Here is a 19772-nt window from a genome sequence, read left to right as displayed (position 1 = left end):
CTGCACCGAGCGGTGCAGGGGCCTTTTTCGTGGGGCGTCCTAGGTCAGCTTCTTGCGCAGGCGCGACCGGAGCAGGATGGCGATGAGGTTCATGCCCAGGACCAGGGCCACCAGCACGAGAGAGGTGCCGTACTGGAGGGGGAGTGTGGCTTCGGGGTCGGTGGAGGAAACCGACAGCGAATAGATCTGGTAGGGCAGGGCCATGACCTCGTCGAAGATCGAGCCCGGAAGGGTGGGGTTGTAGCTGGCCGCGGCAGTGAACATGATGGCCGCAGTCTCGCCCGCAGCGCGGGAAATGGACAGGATGGAGCCGGTCAGGATGCCGGGCATGGCCGAGGGAAGCACGACCCTGAAGATGGTCTGCCACTTGGTGGCGCCCAGCCCCAGTGAGGCCTCGCGGTAGGTGTCGGGAACGCTCCTGAGGGCTTCCTCGGAGGTGCCGATGATGACCGGCAGGATGAGCACGGCCAGGGTCATGCAGCCTGCGGCGATGGACACGCCCATTCCCAGGCCGCCGAGGTCGCGTGCGGCCACGAAGAAGGCCATGCCGAACAACCCGAAGACCACCGAGGGCACGCCGGCCAGGTTGTTGATGCACAGCCGGACGATGCGCATGAACAGGCCGGGCATGGCGTATTCGTGCAGGTATATGGCGGCGGCCACGCCAAGGGGCAGGGCCAGGGCCATGGAACCGATGGACAGGTAGAAGGTGCCCACGATGCAGGGGAAGATGCCGCCCGCCAGCCCGCCTTCGGTGGGCTGGGAGGTCAGGAACTCCCAGGAGATGGCCGGGAGCCCGTAGTAGACCATGTAGCCGATGATGATGAACAGGGCCATGCCGTTGATGGCCACGGCCGCGCGGAACAGGGTGAACCAGGTTTCCTGGGTCAGCTTCCGCCGGAGCCGGGAACCGGCCGGGTCCGGGATATGGGAACCGTTTACGGTCATTTCGTTGCTGGCCATTTCTGACATATTCCTTTCCTAGAGGCTTGCCGAGCCGACCTGCTTGTACTTGTGGGCAATGTGGTCGGCCAGGAGGTTGAAGAGAAAGGTGATGAGGAACAGGACCATGGCGATGGCGAAAAGGGAAAAATAGTGCATCTCCAGGCCGAAGCTGGTCTCGCCCATCTCCGCCGCGATGGAGGCGGGCATGGGGCGGACCGGGTCGAATATGGAGTCCGGGATGCGGGCCGCGCCGCCCGCCACCATGAGCACGACCATGGTCTCGCCGATGGACCGGGACATGCCCAGGATCACGGCGGTGGACAGGCCAGACAGGGAGGCCGGGAGCACCACGCGCCAGATGGTCTCGAACCGGGTTGCGCCCAGGGCCAGGGAGCCCTCGCGCAATTCGGCGGGTACGGAGTGGATGGAGTCCTCGGCGATGGAGGTGATGGTCGGCACGGCCATGAAGGCGAGCATGATGGAGGCGTTGAGCATGTTCACGCCGAAGCGGATGTCGAAGACCTCCAGCATCAGGGGCGCGACCACGGCCAGGCCGAAGAAGCCGATGACGACGGACGGCAGGGATGCCAGCAGCTCGACCATGGGCTTGACGATCTCGCGCACCTTGTTGGGGGCGATCTCGGCCAGGTACACGGCGGTCATGATGCCGAGCGGGATGGCGATGATCGAGGAGATCAGGGTGACCCAGACCGAGCCCATGATCAGCGGCAGGATGCCCCATTGGGGCGTTTCCGAGACCGGTTTCCATTGGCTGCCGAAGATGAAGTCGGTTATGCCGATGCCGCTGAACTTTTCGCCCATGGCGTTGAAGCCGGTGAAGGTGGGCAGGGCCTCGTTCACCAAAAAATACATGATCAGGCCGAGGGCGATGATGGACGCGCTGGCGCACAACAGGAAGCCCGTCTTGATGGCTTTTTCCTTGAAGGAACGTGCAAGCATTGAATCCCCGTTTATTCAAGCGTTATCCCGCCGGGGCTGTGCGCCCCGGCGGGAATTCTCAACTTGGTTTTGAATGTCGCTGCGACCCTGCTACTGCATGGGGACGAAGCCGACCTCGGCAATGATCTTCTGGCCTTCGGCGGACATGATGAAGTCGATGAACTTCTGGGTCTCGCCGGTGGGCTGGCCGCCGGTGTACAGGTTCAGGCCGCGGGACAGCGGGTACTCGCCGGACTTGCCGGTCTCGACGGAGGGAACCACGCCGTTCACGTTCAGGGGCTTGATTTTGGGGTTCAGGAAGCCCAGGCCGACGTAGCCGATGCCCTTCTTGTTGCCGGCGATCTTGGCGGCCATGGCGGCGTTGGAGGGCATGCGGGAGACCAGGTCGAACTCGTCTTCCTTCTTCATGACCTTGCCGTGCCAGACCTCGTAGGTGCCGGAGTTGGTCTCACGGGAGAACAGGGCGATCATGCCCTTGTCGCCGCCGACGTCCTTCCAGTCGCGGATCTTGTCCTGGTAGATGTCCTTGAGCTGGGCGGTGGTGATCTCGGAAACGGGGTTGGAAGGATGAACGATGGGGACCAGGCAGTCCAGGGCGATGACGAACTGGACCGGCTCGATGCCGTTTGCCTTGCACTTTTCGATCTCGGCGGGCTTCATGTCGCGGGACATCATGCCGATGTCGGCGGTCTTGTTGATGATGGCCTTGGCGCCGTCACCGGAGCCGGTGGCGGAGATGGAGAAATTCACGCCGGGGTGCTTGGTCTGGTAGGCGGCGACCAGTTTCTTCATGGCCGGGTCCACGGTGGTGGAGCCCTTGACGCGGATTTCGGCGGCGTTGGCCAGTGCGGAAACGCTCAGAACAGCCAGTGCGATAAATGCGATCAACAGTTTTTTCATGATGTTACCTTCCTTGAATGTATTTGAAAAACCCACAGTCCTCGTTGACTTGTTGCGTAGTGATATGCCCGCAATGTTACAGCTTCGTGACGAGGTTTCGAAAGGTCGGTGACACTTTCGGTCCATCTTCGTTACAGCCGGAGGAGAGGGGAGAGGGAGGTGGAGGGAGATGTGGTCGGAACGGTCTGTATTATTTTGAAAAGTGTGTTGCCTTTATCTATATGAAGTGGTCAGGATTTCCCTTTCGTCGCCGGGTCGCACCGTGTCGCCGCCCTGGATCACGGCCAGGCCGGTGGCCCGGCCCATGCCAAGCATGGGCGGGACTTCCTTGCCTGCCAGCGGGGAGGCCGAGAGCTGCGAGCCGTCAATGACCAGTTCGCACTGGACCAGCCATTCGGAGCCGGGCCGGACGTTGATGCCCTTGGTGAAACGGGCCATGACCGGTTCTTCCGGGTTCGGCAGGCCGCGCAGACTGCGGACCACTGGCAGGATCAGGGCATGAAAGCAGGTGAACACCGCAGCGGGCGGGCCGGGCAGCCCGAAGAGCAATGTCCTGCCGCGCCGGGCCGCGAACACGTTCCGTCCGGGCCGCATGTCCACGGTGTCGAAAAGGATGTCGAACCCGCTCATCAACGCCCCGGAGCGCGCGAAGTCCCGCTCGCTGTTGCCCGTGCCGCCGGTGGTGACCACCACGTCCGGCAAGTCTGTCCGGGACAATGTATCCACCAGCCGCGCCTTTTCGTCCGGCAGCACCGAGGTCGTCGTCACCGTTGCCCCGGCCCGCTCGAACAGGCCGCTCGTGAGCACGAGATTGTCCGCCGGGAAATGCGCGAAGTCCGCCTCGCCCGGCGCGGCCAATTCGCTGCCCAGGGCCAGAATCCGTGCGGTCGGCCTCGGGTGGACCGGCACGTGCGCCAGCCGGGTGCGGGTCATGACCGCCGCCGCCTGGGGGGTGATCTCGCGTCCGCCGTGGGTGATGACGGTCCCGTCGGCGATCTCCCCGCCCACGGGCCGGACAAACCACCCCGGACGCACCGTGGCGGTGACGAGGATGTCGCCGTTGGCGGCTTCCACGTCTTCCTCGGCCAGCACGCAGTCCGCGCCCGGCGGCACCGTGCCGCCCGTGAGCACGCGGGCGGCTTCACCCGGGCCGATGGGGTCCGGGTCCATGGATTCGGCCCGGATGCACTGCTTGACCGCCAGCCGGACCGGCCGCATGGAGCCCGCTTTTTTCACGTCGTCGGCACGCAGGGCATAGCCGTCGCGCACGGAGCAGGCGGTCTCCGGCACGTCGCAACCCGCTGCAATGTCGCGGGCCGCCACCAGGCCGATGGAATCAGCTGCGGGGCAACCTGTTGCATCATGAGGGGCGGCCGCTTCCAGGAGGAGCTGCAGGGCCTGGATGCGGGAAACGGGTGCGGGCATGATCAGTCCTTATGGGGTTAGTCTTGCGCATGATACTGGCACCCGTCCGGACAGTTGTAAAGTATGTGATTTTTTGCCCTGAATCCCCCTCTCAGCCCGTGACAGGAACAGGCTCTATGGCGTATGCTCGACAATCCGATAAGTTATTTATGCGAGAGGAATACATGGCAGCGCAAATCATCTGCATCGTCGGCAAGAAACAAGCGGGAAAAACCACTTTTCTGGAAAAACTGATTCCTGAACTGCAGGCCCTGGGCGTATCAGTGGGAGCGGTCAAGCATGACGCCCATTCATTCGACATCGACCGCAAGGGCAAGGACTCCTGGCGGCTGAAACAGGCCGGGGCCGAGACCGTGGTCGTGTCCTCCCCGGACCGCATCGCCATGATCAAGAGTGTGGACCATGATCTGACGCTCGACGAGATGGCCCGGTCCCTGTTTGCGGACAAGCATCTCATGATTACGGAAGGCTACTTCAACTCCGACCACCCCAAGATCGAAATCCATCGCAGCGACGCCCACAACCGCCCTCTCTGCAACCGGGCCAACCAGACCGAGAAGAAGCTGGTGGCCATGGTCACCGACCGGGGCGTGGACGCGGACGTGCCCAAGTTCGAACTGGATGACGCCAAAGGCGTGGCCGCCCACATAGCCCGGTCCTACCTCGGCTGGGTCCACAACCGCATGTGGGACGGGCAGGACTGAGGGGTGCAGTCGCGGCGGTTGGCGATCCGGGCAAGAAAAAACGAGAAACGCCGGGCCATGCCTTCAACATGGTACGGCGTTTTTTTCTGTCCAAATAGTGGATCGGTTTCCCAAGAATTCATCGGGGCATTCCATGCGTCCCCGTCCCTGCCGGAGGTCTACAAATCTGCAGACTGTCCTGTGGAGAGGGTCCGGCCGGTTTCGATCTTGGTGGTGTCGATGAAGCGGTGGAGCATTTCCTCCACGCGGTCGATGGACACGGTGGTGTCCAGGCACGGCCCGTGGGGGCGTTCGTTGAGCACGCCGTAGACGGGCAGGGGGTAGGTGTCCTGGATGCCGCTGGACAGGTCGCGGTAGCAGGCCACGGCGATGATCAGGCGCGGCTTCAGCTGGACCACGATGCGGCGGGCGATGGTGCCGCCCGTGGCCACGGCCAGGTTGACGCCGTACTTGTCGTGCAGCTCGAGCAGCCCGGCGATGGGGCATTTGCCGCACCGTTCGCAGTTGTTGATGTCGTAGGTCAGCCGCTTGTCGCAGCGGGAGCTCTGCAAGCAGTGCGGCATGAGCAGCAGGATGTCCTTGGGCGCGTACCGGCCCGCCTCGGCCAGGACCAGGTCGTTGTTGACCGAGATGAAGGACAGGCGGATGTGCTCCTTGTCCAGGCCGAAGATGCGCCCGATGAGCACCATGAGGGGCAGGAAGAGCTTGATGGTCAGTCCCCGGAACCGCTTGGCGCCGGGCAGGGGCTTCTTGGTCAGGATGTTGAGGAAGAGCCCCCAGTAGGCCACGCTGACGATGCCGATGAGACCGAGCACGATGACGCCGACAATCCAGGACGCGGCGGGATGGATGTTCTCCAGCCCGATGTAGGGGATGACCCACAGCCCGGCCAGGAACACGCAGATCACGAAACAGGTGATGCTGATGAGTCCGATGAAAAGGCGTTTGCGCGCCTTGTGTGTGGAGCGGGTCTGATTCAACGGGTCTCCTTGTCCTGATGCGCCGCCGCCATGCCGCCTGTTATGAACATTCCCTCATGTAGCCGCAGACAAAGGCCGTGGCGTCCATGGCCTTCTTGCCCTGGGGTTTGACTTCCGGGGTCAGGTATACCTTGTCCGCCGTGGCGATGGCCAGCCTGTCGTCCATCTCGCCGAGCACGGTGCCGGGATCGGCTCCGGGCGAGTCCTGTTCGCCGATCCGGCCGGGGGTGACGTTGAGGCGCAGGGTCTTGCCGTCCGGGTTGGTCCAGTCGAAGAACGCGCCGGGCCAGGGGTACATGGCCCGGATCCGGTTGTGGATGGCCTGTGCGGGCCGGTTCCAGTCTATCTCGCCTTCCTGTTTTTCCAGCTTTTTGGCGTAGGTGGCCAGGGAATCGTCCTGGGGCTTGAAATCGTATGCACCGGTCTGGAGCCGGGCCAGGGCCTCGCAGATGCAGATGCCGCCGAGTTTGGCCAACTCGTCGTGGATGGTGCCTGCGTGGTCGTCGTGGCCGATGCGCAGCGCCCGCTGGACCAGCACCGGGCCGGTGTCCAGTCCCGCCTCCATCTTCATGATGGAGATGCCGGTGACCACGTCGCCGTTCTCGATGGCCCGCTGGATGGGTGCGGCGCCCCGGTACTTGGGCAGCAGCGAGGCGTGGATGTTCAGCGGCTGGACGGCCGGGACGTCGAGCACGGCCTGGGGCAGGATCAGCCCGTAGGCGGCCACCACCAGCACGTCCGGCGCGAGGGCGGCCAGTTGGTCGATGTCCGCCTGGTCCTTGAAATTCTCCGGCTGGAAGACCGGGATGCCGTTTTCCAGCGCCACCACCTTGACGGCTGACGGCTTGCACTGCCTGCCGCGTCCGCAGGGCCGGTCGGGCTGGGTGTACACGCCCACCACGTCGGCGGCGTCGAACTTGAGCAGGATGGTCAGCGCCTCGGCGGCGAAGTCCGGCGTGCCCATGAACACCACGCGCAGGGGCTTCAGGTCCACGGCCCCCCAGGACTCGGCGGTGCCGGGCTTGTTGGTGCTTATTTCTTCCACTTCAGCGCCTTCTTCCTGTACATGGCCTGCTTGAGCCGTCCGGCCTTGTCGGCCAGGGTCACGCCGTCCAGGTGATCGATCTCGTGCTGCAGGATGATGGCCAGCAGCCCCTTGGCGTCGATGCACACTTCCTTGCCCTTCTCGTCCAGGGCCTTGACCACCACCCGCTCCCTGCGCGTGACCTTCACGGTCAGCTCCGGGCAGCTCAGGCAGCCTTCCTCGGAGTCCACCTCGCCGTCGCATTCCACTATCTCGGGGTTGATCAGCACGCGCAGCTCGCCCCGGATCTTGGGTCCGGTCTGGTCCACGCATATGAGCCGGATGGACTCGCCCACCTGGGGCGCGGCCAAGCCCACGCCGTCGGACTCGTACATGGTCTCGATCATGTCTTCGATGAGCTTTTCCAACTCGGGTGTGACCTCGTCGATGGCCTTGGCCTTGGCAGCCAGGACCTCGTCAGGCCAGGTACATATTTCCATTTGCATATTTTGTTGCCTCCGGCCCCCCATCCCCTTCTTTTCCTAAACTTTTTGTCGCGCCGCAGGAAAAGGGTGCGTTGTCGGGGAGGTTGTGAGCGGCGTAGATGTCCGTTTCTACCTATATGAATAAGTCTTGAAATTCAAAAGGCGAGTTTTTGCGTTACTCGCCCCCACGCCGCCGGTTGTTTTATCAGGTTCGTTTCATCTCCCCGGGCGGCGTGGAGATAAAAAGTCTTGGAAGGGAGAGCGCGAGGGGGAAACCTTTTTCAAAAGGTTTCCCCCTCGCATCTTCAATCCTAATCTTCTTTCTTCTTCTCGCGCAGGCGGATGCCGAGTTCGCGGAGCTGTTTGTTGGGCACTTCGGACGGGGCCTCGGTCATGAGGCAGGTGGCCTTCTGGGTCTTGGGGAAGGCGATGACGTCGCGGATGGACTTGGAGCCGGTCAGGATCATGATCAGCCGGTCCAGGCCGAAGGCGATGCCGCCGTGGGGCGGTGCGCCGAACTTGAGGGCGTCCATGAGGAAGCCGAACTTTTCCTGGGCTTCGTCGTCGTCGATGCCCAGCGCGGAGAACATGGCGGTCTGCTGTTCCTGGGTGTGGATGCGGATGGAGCCGCCGCCGACCTCGTAGCCGTTGATGACCAGGTCGTAGGCGCGGGCAATGGCCTCGCCGGGGTTGTCCTTGAGCACCTCCATCTGTTCGGGCCGGGCCGAGGTGAAGGGATGGTGGCGGGCAACGAACCGTTTCTCCTCGGCGTCGTACTCGAGCAGCGGGAAGTCGGTGATCCAGACGGGCTTGAATTCCTTGTCGTTGATGAGGCCGAACCGCTTGGCCAGCTCGCAGCGCAGGTTGCCCAGCGCGGCGTTGGCGATGTCCGCCTGACCGGCCTGGAAGAACAGGATGTCGCCGGGCTCGCAGCCGGTGCGGGAGCGCAGCTCCGCGATCTCGTCCTCGGAGAAGAACTTGACGATGGGCGACTGCCACTCGCCGTCTTCCTTGACCTTGATCCAGGCCAGGCCCTTGGAGCCGTAAATCTCGACGAACTTGGTGAACTCGTCGATCTCCTTGCGGGACAGCTCGGCGCCGCCGGGCACGACCATGACCTTGACCAGCTCCGAGGAGGCGAAGACTTTGAAGCCGGAGTTCTTGAACACGTCGGTGATGTCGATGTGCTTGAGCTCGAAGCGCAGGTCGGGCTTGTCCACGCCGTAGTCGCGCATGGCGTCGTTGTAGGTCATGCGGGGGAAGGTGGCGGGCAGATCCACGTCGATGGTCTCTTTGAAGAGGGTCTTGACCATGCCTTCGGCCATGTCCTGGATGAGCGGCTCGTCCGGGAAGGACATCTCGATGTCGATCTGGGTGAACTCGGGCTGGCGGTCGGCGCGCAGGTCCTCGTCGCGGAAGCACTTCACGATCTGGAAGTAGCGGTCCATGCCGGAGACCATGAGCATCTGCTTGAACAGCTGCGGGGACTGCGGCAGGGCGTAGAACTCGCCCTGGTTCACGCGGCTGGGCACCAGGAAGTCGCGCGCGCCCTCGGGGGTGGACTTGGTCAGCACCGGGGTCTCGATTTCGAGGAAGCCCAGCGAGTCCAGGTAGCGGCGCACGGATTGCGCGGCCTTGTTGCGGATGATGAAATTCTTGGCCAGGGAGGGACGGCGCAGGTCCAGGAAGCGGTACTTGAGGCGCAGGTTCTCGCCCACCTCGACGCGGTCCTCGATGGGGAAGGGAGGGGTCTCGGAGGTGTTGAGCAGCTTGTACTCGGTGACCTCGATCTCCACTTCGCCGGTGACCATGTTCGGGTTGGCCATGCCCTCGGGTCGGGGACGGACGATGCCCTTGATGGCGATGACGTATTCCGGGCGGATGGCGTGGGCGCGCTCGTGCACCTCGGCGTTCAACTCGGGGTTGAACACCACCTGGGTCAACCCTTCGCGGTCGCGCAGGTCGAGAAAGATCAGGCCGCCGTGGTCGCGGCGGAACTGGACCCAGCCCATGAGGCAGACGGTCTCGTCCATGTTGGCCGCGGTCAGCTCGTTGTTGTGGTGCGTGCGCCGCCAGCCGCCGAGGTCCTCGATGACGCGAAATTCGTTGTAATCCCGTTCTTCCTGATGTTCAGACATTCTCTCTCCGTATCATGTATTTGTGCCCCGGCGTCCCTTTGGGGGGATGCCTCCGGCGGCTTAAGAAACCTCTTTAAACAGGCTTCTCAAGGATCTTCCAAAACTTTTTGTTGCGCCTGCGGCGGGGCTTTCGCCCGGTTATGGCCACTTTACGGAACCAACCCGCGACGGAGTCGCAGATGGGATTCCAAAGGCCCTCGGCCTTTGGCCGCCGGAGGCGAAATCACCCGTCATCGCCGCGCAGCGGCTTCCCTGCTTCCCTATATGCTCGCCAGGTACAGGGAGCGGTCCAGGGTTTCCTGTTCCCGGTCGCCGACCATGTCCTTGACGGTGATGGTCTTGTTCGCCAACTCTTCGCCGCCCATGATCAGGCAGGCCTTTGCCCCTGACTTGTTGGCCGCGCGCATGCGGGACTTCATGGACCCCCCGGAAAAGCTCACTTCACCCGTAAGCCCCTTGCCTCGGAGTTCCTGGGCAAAGAGCATGGCCTCGTTGGCCGCCTCGTCGTCCACCACGGCCAGGTAGAAGTCGGGCGTATCCGCTTCCAGCCCGTCCAGGAGCAGGGCCAGCCGCTCCATGCCGCAGGCAAAGCCCGTGGCCGGGCAGTCCGGGCCGCCGAGGTTCCTGATCAGCCCGTCGTACCGGCCGCCGCCGGCCACCGACGTCTGGGAGCCGATGTCCTGGCTCGTGACCTCGAAGCAGGTGCGGACGTAGTAGTCTAGGCCGCGCACCAGCCGGGGGTTGAGCGTGAAGTCGATGTTTGCACTGGTCAGGATGGTCTTGACGTCCGTGAAATGGGTCTCGCACTCGTCGCACAGGTGGTCGGTGATGATCGGCGCTTCGGTGACCAGCTCCTTGCAGGTCGGGACCTTGCAATCCAGCACGCGCAGGGGGTTGGTCTCCATGCGGCGTTGGCAGTCCTCGCAGAAATTGCTCTTGTCTTTGGACCTGTAGAAGTCGATGAGGGCCTGCTTGTAGGCCGGGCGGCACTCGTGGCAGCCAAGCGAGTTGAGTTCCACGGTCAGCTTGGTCAGGCCGATCCCGTTCAGAAACGTCGTCAGCATCAGGATCAGCTCCGCGTCGGCCTGGGCCTCGGGCGCGCCGAAGATTTCGGCGTTGATCTGGTGGAACTGACGCTGGCGGCCCTTTTGCGGGCGCTCATAACGGAACATGGGGCCGAAGGTGAAATATTTCGAGACTTTGCCTGGCTGGTGGGTCTTGGAATCGATGAAGGCGCGGACCACGCCCGCCGTGGCTTCGGGGCGCATGGTCAGGGAACGGTCCTTGCGGTCCGGGAAGGTGAACATCTCCTTGCCGACCACGTCCGTGTCCTCGCCGATGGACTTCTGGAACAGTTCGGTCTTTTCCAGGATGGGCGTACGCAGCTCGCCGAAACCGTAGCGGGAGAAGACTTCGCGGGCCTTTTGCTCCATGAAGGTGAACTTGGCGGCTTCGTCCGGGAACAGGTCCACGAATCCCTTGATTTTTTGTACTTTCGCCATGGCGTGTATATATTCCTTAGTGATTGTCAGGTGGCTGGAACCGAATCTGGTTAGACCATACGGCCCGGATTGTCAAAAAGAGAGTGGTCCGGCCCTCTGGGGCGGGTCTGATTTGCAGAAATGGAAAAGCCGCTTCCCCGGAAGCGGCTTTTGGATGCGTTGTCCGGCTAGAGCGTGGTCAGGCCGAACCCGGCAAAGACCAGCAGCAGGAACCCTGCCCATTGACATGGCTGGAACCCTGCCGCCCGGCGGCTCAGGAACCAGAACAGGAGCACCGGGACCAGGAAGGCGAGCGCGGCCTTGGCCGCGAGGGGCACGGGAACGCTTGCCAGCCCCGCCTGGACAAAGACCGCCATGGGCATGTGCCAGATGTAGATGTCATAGGACGATGCGGCCAGGGACCGGCTCCAGCGGGAAGGCCCGGCGAGTCGGGCCGTGCCGAAATTGACCAGAAACCCGGCAGCGGTCACGGCCAGGGCCGTGCGCAGCGCGCCGTGAAGCAGCGCCAGGCCCAGCGGGGCCGGTCCCGGCGTCATCATGAAGACCGAGACCATGGGGAGCATGACCGCCTGGGCGGCCAGGAATCCGATGAGCCAGAGCCACCACGGCCCGGGGAAGGGGCGGAGCCGGTCCATGTGCGGGCTGGCCAGGACGCCGAAGAGGAACATGCCGAGATAGACCGGAATGCGGGTGGGCTGGAACAGGATGAACGGCCCGAACCGGGCCCATGCCCAGTCCTGGGTCAGCAGGTTGAGGCCGGTGAAGCCGAGGGCGATGGACAGGGCGGCGATCAGCGTGGTCTTCCCCATGCCCGTTTCGAACCGGGAGAAAAGGTCCGCCCGGCAGCAGGCATAGCCGATGAAGAACAACAGGAGCAGGGACAGGAACCAGAGATGGTGGGGGGAAAAGAGGTCGGAGTACAGGGTGCCCTGTTCCATGTTCGTGATGACGACAAATCCCCAGTCCTTGAGCGAGGCCATCCAACGGAGCCAGTATTCGAAGAAACCGGTCGGGTTTTCGGTGCGCCGGAGATAGCCGACGTAGACCATGGCCGGGAGGTAGAGGGACGGGATGACCAGCAGGGGGATGCCGAGCCGCTTGAGCTTGTTCCTGATGAACCCGGCGTTCCCGTACCGCTCGCGGGTGGCGTGGGCGAACAGCCCGGCAATGAAGAACAGGACCGGCAGGGCGAAATTGTCGATGGTGATGATGGTGATGTCGAAGGGGAGGGCCTTGGCGTCCTGGGCATGCCACCAGGGTATGCCCGTGGCGTAGGCGCAGGCCGCATGGAGCAGGACGATGAGCAGGACCATCAGGGTCCGCAGGTTGTCGTATGCATAATTTCGCCGCGGGGTTGCCGTCGTCATTTCACTGCCTCCTTATGGGGGAGGTATCTCCCCGTTTTCCAGTGCTTCTCGCGTTGCCTTCAGTCCGGCCATGGAAAAGCGCATTATGTGGTCGACGAGCGGGCCCTTGTAGTTGCCCACCCCCGGATGCTCGGGGTAGACCCGGCTGAACACGGGCCAGAAGGCGAGGTAGTAGAATATCTGCCCGCCCACGCTCGCCAGGCTGTCCCGTACCAGGAAGTCCGGGGCTTCCTCCCCCAGGATTTCCCGGATGATCCCGGCCAGTTCGTCGTTGTCCGGCCGGGTGAACCTGTCCACCAGTTCATCCAGATACTCTGTCGGCGACATCATCTCCCTGAGCACGATGGTGGTGATGTCCTTGGCGAATTCGTTTTCGTTGAACCCCACGTCCACCATGATGGTCAAAAATCGGCGCAGTTTTTCTTCCGGGGACAGGGTTTCCGGCGGTTGTATCTTTGCCGCCTCCAGCCTGCGGCGCAGGTTCTCGGCGAAGACCATGTCCAGAATGGCCTTGTAGAGCTTCGCCTTGCCTCCGAAATAGTAGTTCACGGCCGTGGCGTTGGCCGTGCCCGCCTCCTTGCAGATGTCCCTGACCGTCGCGCCTTCGAAGCCGTCCCTGGCGAACAGACGCACCCCGGCGCAGAATATCTTGTCTCTTGTCGTCGGATTTTCCGGCATACCCATGTGTGGACCTCCGTGAGATTGTTGGCGACAAGGGTAGCCGGACTTTCGTTCAAGCACAATGCGTCCGTATAATGCGCTTGGTTAATGCAATTGCATTAAGTGGGGGGGCTTTGTCAAGCGGGGGTATCGGTTTTTTGGATTTGACCTGACCGGGCAAATTCTCCACTCTTGGTCGTGGAGGCAGTCATGACCATTGTTACCGCCTGTACCATGGATTGCGGGGACGCCTGTTCCCTGATCGTGGACAGTGAAAAGAAGACCGTCCGGGGCAACCCGAACCATCCGTTCACCAAGGGCTTCTGCTGCAAGAAGGGCAGTCGCTATTTCGAGCGGCTGGAGGCCGAGGACCGCATCGTCACCCCGCTGATCCGGGAGGACGGGATATTCCGCGAGGCCTCCTGGGACGAGGCCCTGGGGTTGGTCGCGGCCCGGCTGGATGCGGCCCGCGCCGTGCCGGAATCCATCCTGCACATCCACGGGCACGGGTACCGAGGCATCCTGGCCAAGGCGAGTTCCGTGTTCTTCAACAGGCTCGGCGCTTCCGCCTACAGCGGCTCGGTCTGCGACGATACCGGCATCACCGCCAGCGAGCGCGACTTCGGCGTGCTCCACCACAACGACCCCGAGGACATCCTCAACGCGGACCGGGTGATCAACTGGGGCCGGGACATGACCCGCTGCTCCATCCACCAGCTGGCCCTGATCCAGAAGGCGCGCAAAAAGGGGACCGAGGTCCTGACCGTTTCCCCGGGCGGGGACGGCACGCCCGAATTTTCCGACGTCAACGTGGTCATCCGGCCCGGCACCGACCGGTTCCTGGCCGCAGCGGTGCTCAAGCTCTATCTGGAGGCGGGCGACCTCAACCCGTGGGTGCTTAACCGCACGGCCAACTGGCCCGCCCTGCGCGGCCTCATCGACGGTCTGAAATTCACCGACCTGTGCGCGGCCTGCGAGGTCCCGGCCTCGGACGTGGAAATGCTCTACGACTGGTATGCGGACACCGGCCGGGTGGCCACGGTCATCGGCTGGGGGTTGCAGCGGCATGTCTTCGGCGGTGAGAACGTCCGCTTCATCAACGCGCTGGCCATGGTCTCCGGCAACATCGGCATCGCGGGCGGCGGCGCGTATTTCAATATTTCATCGGGCCGGAACCTCGGCTCCTGGGATCATCTGGTCAAGGGCGGGAAACAGTCCGCAACCCGCCGGGAATTCTGGATCGGCGACCTGGCCGGAGAGTTGGAGAAGGCGGACCCGACAGTGGATTTCATCTGGGTGGACGGCCACAACGTGGTCAACCAGGTGCCGGACTGCCTGGCCGTTGCCCAGGCATTCGCCCGGCCGTTCGTGGTCGTGGTGGACGGGTTCATGAACGACACGGCCATGCAGGCGGACGTCATCCTGCCTCCGGCCATGATGTTCGAGCGCGAGGACGTGCTCGGCTCCTTCGTCCACAACTGCGTCAACCACTGCGCCCCGGCAGTCAGCCCGCCCGGCCGGTGCCGTCCGGACTTCGACATCGTCTCCGACCTGGGCCGACGGCTGGCCGATCCCGTCGTCCTGCCGGACGCCGAAACCTGCGTCCGAGAGGGCCTCAAAAAGGGCGACATATCCTACGGCGAACTCGTGGACATGGGGTTCGTCAAGGTCAATCACCCCCAAGTCGCCTTCGAGAACATGCGATTCGGCCATCCCGACGGACTCTATCGCTTTCCCGAGGACCTGCACCCCGAGCCCGGGCGCGACCCGGACTATCCGCTCCAGCTCCTGACCCTGGTCAGCGGGAAGTATCTCCATACCCAGATTCCGGCTTCCCAACAGCGGGGCGTGCCGGTGGTCTGGGTTTCCAAGCGCAATCCGGCCTGGGGAGCCCTGGACCCGGCACGGGACGCCTATCTCGTCACCCCGATAGGGGCCATGCAGGTCAAGGTCGAGACCGCCGAGGACCTGCACCCCCGGGCCGTCATCGTCAGACGCGGGGGGTGGATGAAATACGGCCACGTGGCCAACGTCGTCATCCAGCCCCGCAAGACCGACATGGCGGGGGGGATCGCGTACTACAGCCAGCCGTGCAGGCTGGAGAACCGGTGACCCGGCTTCCGACAGCGGCGCATCTGCACATTTTTTCGGGCAAAATCATACTCACCGTAGAAGGCTACGCCTGCGTTGATTCTGCCCGAAGAAAATGCACAGCTGCACCACTCTCGAAAGCCTCGCGTCGTGTCGCTTCGCTTACGCCACTATCCGGACACGTAAGCAGGATGTTCGGGACGGTGCGCGTTGATTCGCTATCGGAAGCCGGGTCACCCCCCCGTGCCTTCAGCGTAAATCCCTCCTTCAGGTTCGCCCCGTAAAGGTAACGGTATCGTCAATCTAACGCGGTTGCCTTCCGCGCCCGACAGGCGTAACCATCCCCCTATGAAAGCACGTTCTCCCAAACCCCTGCCTCCGGCGAGGCGGGTCGCGCTCGAAGCACTTTTCCGCTGCCTCATGAACAGGCAGGATATCCAGGCCGGACTCGACGCAGGACTGTCCTCGGGCCCCCTAGACCCGCGCGACGCCTCGCTGGCCACCGAACTTTCCTACGGCTACCTGCGGCTCAAGGCCCGCATCGAGTACATCCTGTCCCGGTTCCTCAAGGACCCCGGCCAGCTCCCTCCCAAGATGCGCCTGGCCATGGGCGTGGCCGCCTACGAAATCCTGTACCTGGACAAGGTCCCGGCCTACGCCTCCGTGGATTGGGCCGTGGAGTTCTCCAAGACCAAGCCCGGCGCGCGGCTGGCCGGACTGTTCAACGCGGTGTTGCGCCGTGTGTCCGAGTTGGGCGAGACCGCCCATGACCCCGATTTTTTCCGCAAGGACGCGTCCCTGCCCGAGTTCCTGTGCCGCTGGTATTCCTGCCCGCAGTGGATGGTGGACATGTGGTGGCGCGAGTACGGCGAGCAGGACGCCCTCCACTATCTGGAGGCGCAACTCAAGCCTCCGGCGCTGGGATTCAACCTGTTCGGCCACCCCGAGGCGGACGAGATATATTCCGAAGTGGCCGGTTGGCCGGAGATTCTGGATATCGAAGGCATGAGCTTTGCCCTGCCCGCAGGGACCCGGTTCGAGGAAGAGCCCGATCCGCCCATGCACCGCCAGTCGTTCGCCGCCCGTCAGGCCATCGAGGCGCTCAATCCCGAGACCTGGCGCGAGCCGGTCTGGGACGCCTGCGCCGGACGCGGCGGCAAGACCCGCATCCTGCTCGAGAAGGAGCTGGACGTGTTTGCCTCCGACCCCCACAAGGAACGGCTCGACGGACTCAAGCGGGAACTGCCCGGGGTCAGGACGTTCGTGGCCAATGCGGCCACGGCCAAGGCGCCGCATGCACCCGGTTCGGTGTTGCTCGACCTGCCCTGCTCCGGTCTCGGCGTGCTCTCGCGCAGGCCCGACACCAAGTGGAAACGCAAACCGTCGGACCTGGCCGATCTGACCGTGCTCCAGGCGGAGATCCTGCAAAACACCACCGATCAGGTCAAACCCGGCGGTTCCGTGGCCGTCATCACCTGCACCCTGAACCCCGACGAAAACCAGGGGCTCATCCAGCGGTTCGTCAAAAAGCACCCCAAGATCACCGTCCACACCGAATGGACCACCCCGCCCGATTCGCCGCTCAACGAATTCTTCTACGCGGCCCTGCTCAAGGTGGGCTAGGCCGGGAAGGCCGCCAGCGCGCTGCCTGCGGGGCAGTCTCGCCGGCGGGCGTCTCCGACGGCCCAAGAACCCTTTGAAAAGGGTTCTTGGGAATCTCCCAAACTTGTTGCGTCGCCTGGCGGCGAGAGGTGCGCAGGCGCGGCGAGCCGGGTCTTGACGAAGCGCCCTCGCCGCAGGCGACGTGGGATTCTCAAGGCCCTCGGCCTTAAGCGGGGTCGCGTCAGTTCTTAGGCCGAATTTGTTCGGTCTTGGAAATGTCGACAGCAGCGATAGGGCAGCGCTCTGGTATCACTGAAATGGACCGCCGGTAGGCCCTTCCTCACCGCCCCAACTTGGCCCCGAGCCAGGCGGTGGGTGTGACGGATTCGGGCACGCCTTCGCGGGCGTCCACGCCCCGGGCTTCGGCCAGTTTCTTCTGGTAGAGTTCCCAGTATGCCTGCGCCAGGGAGGTGGAGCCGGTCAGTGGATAGGCCAGGGCGGCTGCCAGTCGGGCGGACAGGGTCTCCGTGAGGAGGGCGTCGTATTTGCGGGGATCGGTTTCGCAGCGGACAAAGGAAATGAAGATGGGCGCGTCTTCGTCGCACAGGATGATGTTGCCCTGGATTTCCCAGTCGGAGATATCCTCGCCGTCGCAGCCCACCATCTGGATGACGCGCAGGAAATCGCTGGGCAGGGTGTATTTGTACGCCCACTTCCAGAGGGGCGCGGCGGTCCCGGCGGCCAGCTCGGCCTGGGACATGGCGCAGTTCCAGGGGTGGGCGCGCAGCACGGCGTCGCGCACGGCGGGCCAGCGGTGGTTGCAGAGCCCGGCGGCCTTGGAGTCGTCGCCAAGGGACATGATGACGTCTTCGCCCAGGTCGAGCAGGGCGTTGTTGCAGATTTCGATCACGCTCGTAGCCATAGTCGGTACCTCGCTTGGTGGATTGAAGGTTGATGTCAGGTTGCCCGAGCCGTGGCCGCGAGCGTGAACAGCGTACCACGGGATTTCGCTCGAACCCGGAAATGTCGATGAATGTATAGTGAAAACAGGCTATAGGATAAAATGAGCGCTTGACATGATCGTGGGTGATGCGGATTCGTGACGAACATTCATTCGATTGACAGTTGGCCTGCAACCCTTAATATGGGCCTCCCAAGCATAATGCAGGGAAGAAACGACATGCGGAATATCTACCTCATTGATCTCATGTGCGGCATCTCGACTGCCCTGGATTACGTGTCTCCCCACGTCAACGGACATCATCGACGGGTTGCCATGGCTTCCGCCGCCATCGGGAACCATCTCGGCATCGCCCAGGCCCGGGCCGATTCCGGCGATTCACCCGTGTCGATCAATAAACTGCGGGCTACGCCTCGCTGAAGATCTGCCGGATTTTCCTCATGTCGGAAGTCATTCCGAGGGCGCAGATGAGGCGAATGCGGGCCTTTGGGCCGCCCAGGCGACCGCACAGGATAACCCCCTTGCTTTCCAGGTCGGCTCCGCCGCCGGGGTAGCCGTATATGGGCCACACCCCGCCCTCGATGCAGCGGGTGGCCAGGACCACCGGAATGTTGTCCGAAAGGCACTCTTCAAGAGCGGTCGCTATGGTGGGAGGAACATTCCCTGCCCCGAATCCTTCTATGACAATCCCTTTGCTGCCCAGGCTTCTGCAATGATCGATAAGTGATCGGTCCATGCCCGTGTATGCAGTCAGGAGGGGGACCCGCTCCTCAATGGCCTCGGGGTGGAGCCCACGCCTCGGGGTGGGGGTGGAATAGCGTCTGGCAAGGACCACGGACTCGCCTGCCACGTAGCCGACCACGCCCGCTTCGCGGGATTCGAAGGCGTCCACGTTCAGGGAGTTGACCTTGACCGCCTCGCGGGCGGCGAAGATGCGGTCGGTCATCAGGATGCACGCCCCGATGCCGGGCGGCAGGGGGAGCAGGCAGGCGCGGACGGTGTTGGCCAGGTTGCGGATGCCGTCGTAACCGGATTCGGAATAGTAGCGCATGGACCCGGTGAGGATGACCGGCTTGTCGGATGCGATGACCATGTCGCACATGTACGCGGTCTCGGCCAGGGTGTCGGTTCCGTGCAGGATCACGGCTCCGGCCACGGACGGCTCGACCAGGGTTTTCTCCACGTCCAGGGCCAGCCGGAACATGTCGTCGGGCGTCATGTGCGGGCTCGGTTTGTCCGACCAGAGAACGGGTCGCAGGGTGACGTTCGCCTCCTGCGGCTTGAACTGGTTGAGCAGCTCGTGGAAGTTGTCGTTCGGAGCCACTCCAGTCACGCCTTCTGCCGGGGACATGCCGATGGTTCCGCCGGTAAAAAAGACAACGATTTCTTGTTGTTTTGTCATGGTCATTCCGCTGTTGCAGTTCGTTGCGGTTATTTGTTGTCCGTGGCCGAGGAGAGGGCGGCTGCAGCCCCTTGCAGGGCTTCGCGAAAGAGCGTTTCATTGACCGCTCCGGTGATGGCCGGACACCCCCTGATGATAAAGGTCGGGACTGCGGTAACCTTGTCCCTGCGGGCGGCGTCCGATCCCCGGCGCACCTGTTCGGTATAGCGTCCTTCTTCCAGCGCCGCCATGAGTTCGTTCGGGTCCAGGCCGCAGTCCCCGGCCACGGACCTGAGGACCGCCCGGTCGCCGATGTCCCGGCCGAAGGTGAAGTACGCCTTGAACAGGGCCATGTGGACCCGGTGGTAGTCGCCGTGATCGCGGGCGAACTCGCCGGTCTCCAGGGCCAGGCGCGAGTTGGACAGCCGGGACATGTCTCCGAATTCGATGCCGTAGGGCCTGCCGCGCTGACGGAGTACGCCGGTGATGTTGTCGATGTCGAACCGGTTGAACAGGTCGGTCATGTCTCGCCCCTGGGCGGGCGTGTCCGGGTGGATCTCATGGGGGACCCATGTGTCCTGGATGTCGAATTCGTCCCTGAAGCTGTCGACGATGCCCGCGCCGACATAGCAGAAAGGTCATATGAA

Annotated in this window: 17 protein-coding genes and 1 pseudogene; 4 read left to right on the top strand and 14 right to left on the bottom strand. The window is 63.3% G+C overall.

From position 1 onward, the window contains the following. Positions 1-39: 39 nt before the first annotated feature. From pstA to OO730_RS08420, 4 genes are all read right to left on the bottom strand, one after another. A complete protein-coding gene (pstA, locus tag OO730_RS08435; protein WP_407681888.1) occupies positions 40-963 on the bottom strand; it encodes a phosphate ABC transporter permease PstA in 924 nt (307 codons plus the stop codon). Between the two features lie 18 nt (positions 964-981). Then, a complete protein-coding gene (gene pstC, locus OO730_RS08430; protein ID WP_264980992.1) occupies positions 982-1905 on the bottom strand; it encodes a phosphate ABC transporter permease subunit PstC in 924 nt (307 codons plus the stop codon). Positions 1906-1995: 90 nt separating this feature from the next. Beyond that, positions 1996-2805 carry a PstS family phosphate ABC transporter substrate-binding protein gene (locus tag OO730_RS08425; RefSeq protein WP_264980991.1) on the bottom strand — a complete coding sequence of 270 codons (810 nt, stop codon included), beginning with the start codon at positions 2803-2805 and terminating at the stop codon, positions 1996-1998. A gap of 213 nt (positions 2806-3018) precedes the next feature. Next, positions 3019-4230 carry a molybdopterin molybdotransferase MoeA gene (locus OO730_RS08420; protein ID WP_264980990.1) on the bottom strand — a complete coding sequence of 404 codons (1212 nt, stop codon included), beginning with the start codon at positions 4228-4230 and terminating at the stop codon, positions 3019-3021. A 164-nt stretch (positions 4231-4394) separates the two neighbouring features. Between OO730_RS08420 and mobB the strand changes: the two genes are divergently transcribed. Beyond that, entirely contained in the window at positions 4395-4934 is a 540-nt protein-coding gene (mobB, locus tag OO730_RS08415; RefSeq protein WP_264980989.1) for a molybdopterin-guanine dinucleotide biosynthesis protein B, read from the top strand. A gap of 158 nt (positions 4935-5092) precedes the next feature. Here mobB and OO730_RS08410 read toward each other — a convergent pair whose 3' ends face one another. The 7 genes from OO730_RS08410 to OO730_RS08380 form a co-directional block, all read right to left on the bottom strand. Further along, positions 5093-5914, bottom strand: coding sequence for a DUF116 domain-containing protein (locus OO730_RS08410; RefSeq protein WP_264980988.1), 822 nt, complete (start codon positions 5912-5914; stop codon positions 5093-5095). 40 nt (positions 5915-5954) lie between these two features. Further along, positions 5955-6950 (bottom strand): methionyl-tRNA formyltransferase, encoded by a 996-nt coding sequence (gene fmt, locus OO730_RS08405; protein ID WP_264984146.1) that lies wholly within the window; start codon positions 6948-6950, stop codon positions 5955-5957. Continuing rightward, complete coding sequence (def, locus tag OO730_RS08400; RefSeq protein WP_264980987.1) at positions 6947-7444, bottom strand: peptide deformylase; 498 nt, start codon at positions 7442-7444, stop codon at positions 6947-6949. Before def ends, fmt begins: the two co-directional genes overlap by 4 nt. A 290-nt stretch (positions 7445-7734) precedes the next feature. Continuing rightward, the gene (gene aspS / locus OO730_RS08395; protein ID WP_264980986.1) at positions 7735-9561 is read right to left on the bottom strand and encodes an aspartate--tRNA ligase; all 1827 of its coding nucleotides are present in this window, start codon (positions 9559-9561) and stop codon (positions 7735-7737) included. Between the two features lie 260 nt (positions 9562-9821). Next, positions 9822-11063, bottom strand: coding sequence for a histidine--tRNA ligase (gene hisS / locus OO730_RS08390; protein WP_264980985.1), 1242 nt, complete (start codon positions 11061-11063; stop codon positions 9822-9824). A 167-nt stretch (positions 11064-11230) separates the two neighbouring features. After that, positions 11231-12430, bottom strand: a complete 1200-nt coding sequence (locus OO730_RS08385; protein WP_264980984.1) for an acyltransferase family protein — start codon at positions 12428-12430, stop codon at positions 11231-11233. A 12-nt stretch (positions 12431-12442) separates the two neighbouring features. Then, positions 12443-13114 carry a TetR/AcrR family transcriptional regulator gene (locus tag OO730_RS08380; RefSeq protein ID WP_264980983.1) on the bottom strand — a complete coding sequence of 224 codons (672 nt, stop codon included), beginning with the start codon at positions 13112-13114 and terminating at the stop codon, positions 12443-12445. A gap of 186 nt (positions 13115-13300) precedes the next feature. On the opposite strand from OO730_RS08380, the gene OO730_RS08375 reads away from it, so the two are divergent. Continuing rightward, positions 13301-15202 carry a molybdopterin-dependent oxidoreductase gene (locus tag OO730_RS08375; protein ID WP_264980982.1) on the top strand — a complete coding sequence of 634 codons (1902 nt, stop codon included), beginning with the start codon at positions 13301-13303 and terminating at the stop codon, positions 15200-15202. 327 nt (positions 15203-15529) lie between these two features. Then, positions 15530-16804 (top strand): transcription antitermination factor NusB, encoded by a 1275-nt coding sequence (locus OO730_RS08370; protein ID WP_264980981.1) that lies wholly within the window; start codon positions 15530-15532, stop codon positions 16802-16804. Between the two features lie 319 nt (positions 16805-17123). Here OO730_RS08370 and OO730_RS08365 read toward each other — a convergent pair whose 3' ends face one another. Then, entirely contained in the window at positions 17124-17705 is a 582-nt protein-coding gene (locus OO730_RS08365) for a hypothetical protein (RefSeq protein WP_264980980.1), read from the bottom strand. Between the two features lie 258 nt (positions 17706-17963). Between OO730_RS08365 and OO730_RS08360 the strand changes: the two genes are divergently transcribed. Further along, on the top strand, positions 17964-18164 hold the full coding sequence (locus tag OO730_RS08360) for a hypothetical protein (protein ID WP_264980979.1): 201 nt from the start codon (positions 17964-17966) through the stop codon (positions 18162-18164). Here OO730_RS08360 and OO730_RS08355 read toward each other — a convergent pair. Both OO730_RS08355 and OO730_RS08350 read right to left on the bottom strand, forming a co-directional pair. Then, complete coding sequence (locus OO730_RS08355) at positions 18151-19146, bottom strand: asparaginase (protein WP_264980978.1); 996 nt, start codon at positions 19144-19146, stop codon at positions 18151-18153. The genes OO730_RS08360 and OO730_RS08355 overlap by 14 nt on opposite strands. A 29-nt stretch (positions 19147-19175) precedes the next feature. After that, a pseudogene (locus tag OO730_RS08350) lies at positions 19176-19751 on the bottom strand (DsbA family oxidoreductase); the annotation flags it as partial. Positions 19752-19772: the final 21 nt, after the last annotated feature.

The organism is Pseudodesulfovibrio portus, assembly GCF_026000375.1.
Lineage (GTDB): Bacteria > Desulfobacterota > Desulfovibrionia > Desulfovibrionales > Desulfovibrionaceae > Pseudodesulfovibrio > Pseudodesulfovibrio portus.
The sequence above is the reverse complement of the archived record's forward strand: the minus strand, read 5'-3'. Positions and strand labels throughout refer to the sequence as shown.

Coding starts and splice junctions, on each gene's coding strand:
- pstA (WP_407681888.1), bottom strand. CDS start 963: ATGGCCAGCAACGAAATGACCGTAAACGGTTCCCATATCCCGGACCCG.
- pstC (WP_264980992.1), bottom strand. CDS start 1,905: ATGCTTGCACGTTCCTTCAAGGAAAAAGCCATCAAGACGGGCTTCCTG.
- OO730_RS08425 (WP_264980991.1), bottom strand. CDS start 2,805: ATGAAAAAACTGTTGATCGCATTTATCGCACTGGCTGTTCTGAGCGTT.
- OO730_RS08420 (WP_264980990.1), bottom strand. CDS start 4,230: ATGCCCGCACCCGTTTCCCGCATCCAGGCCCTGCAGCTCCTCCTGGAA.
- mobB (WP_264980989.1), top strand. CDS start 4,395: ATGGCAGCGCAAATCATCTGCATCGTCGGCAAGAAACAAGCGGGAAAA.
- def (WP_264980987.1), bottom strand. CDS start 7,444: ATGCAAATGGAAATATGTACCTGGCCTGACGAGGTCCTGGCTGCCAAG.
- aspS (WP_264980986.1), bottom strand. CDS start 9,561: ATGTCTGAACATCAGGAAGAACGGGATTACAACGAATTTCGCGTCATC.
- hisS (WP_264980985.1), bottom strand. CDS start 11,063: ATGGCGAAAGTACAAAAAATCAAGGGATTCGTGGACCTGTTCCCGGAC.
- OO730_RS08385 (WP_264980984.1), bottom strand. CDS start 12,430: ATGACGACGGCAACCCCGCGGCGAAATTATGCATACGACAACCTGCGG.
- OO730_RS08380 (WP_264980983.1), bottom strand. CDS start 13,114: ATGGGTATGCCGGAAAATCCGACGACAAGAGACAAGATATTCTGCGCC.
- OO730_RS08375 (WP_264980982.1), top strand. CDS start 13,301: ATGACCATTGTTACCGCCTGTACCATGGATTGCGGGGACGCCTGTTCC.
- OO730_RS08370 (WP_264980981.1), top strand. CDS start 15,530: ATGAAAGCACGTTCTCCCAAACCCCTGCCTCCGGCGAGGCGGGTCGCG.
- OO730_RS08365 (WP_264980980.1), bottom strand. CDS start 17,705: ATGGCTACGAGCGTGATCGAAATCTGCAACAACGCCCTGCTCGACCTG.
- OO730_RS08360 (WP_264980979.1), top strand. CDS start 17,964: ATGCGGAATATCTACCTCATTGATCTCATGTGCGGCATCTCGACTGCC.
- OO730_RS08355 (WP_264980978.1), bottom strand. CDS start 19,146: ATGACAAAACAACAAGAAATCGTTGTCTTTTTTACCGGCGGAACCATC.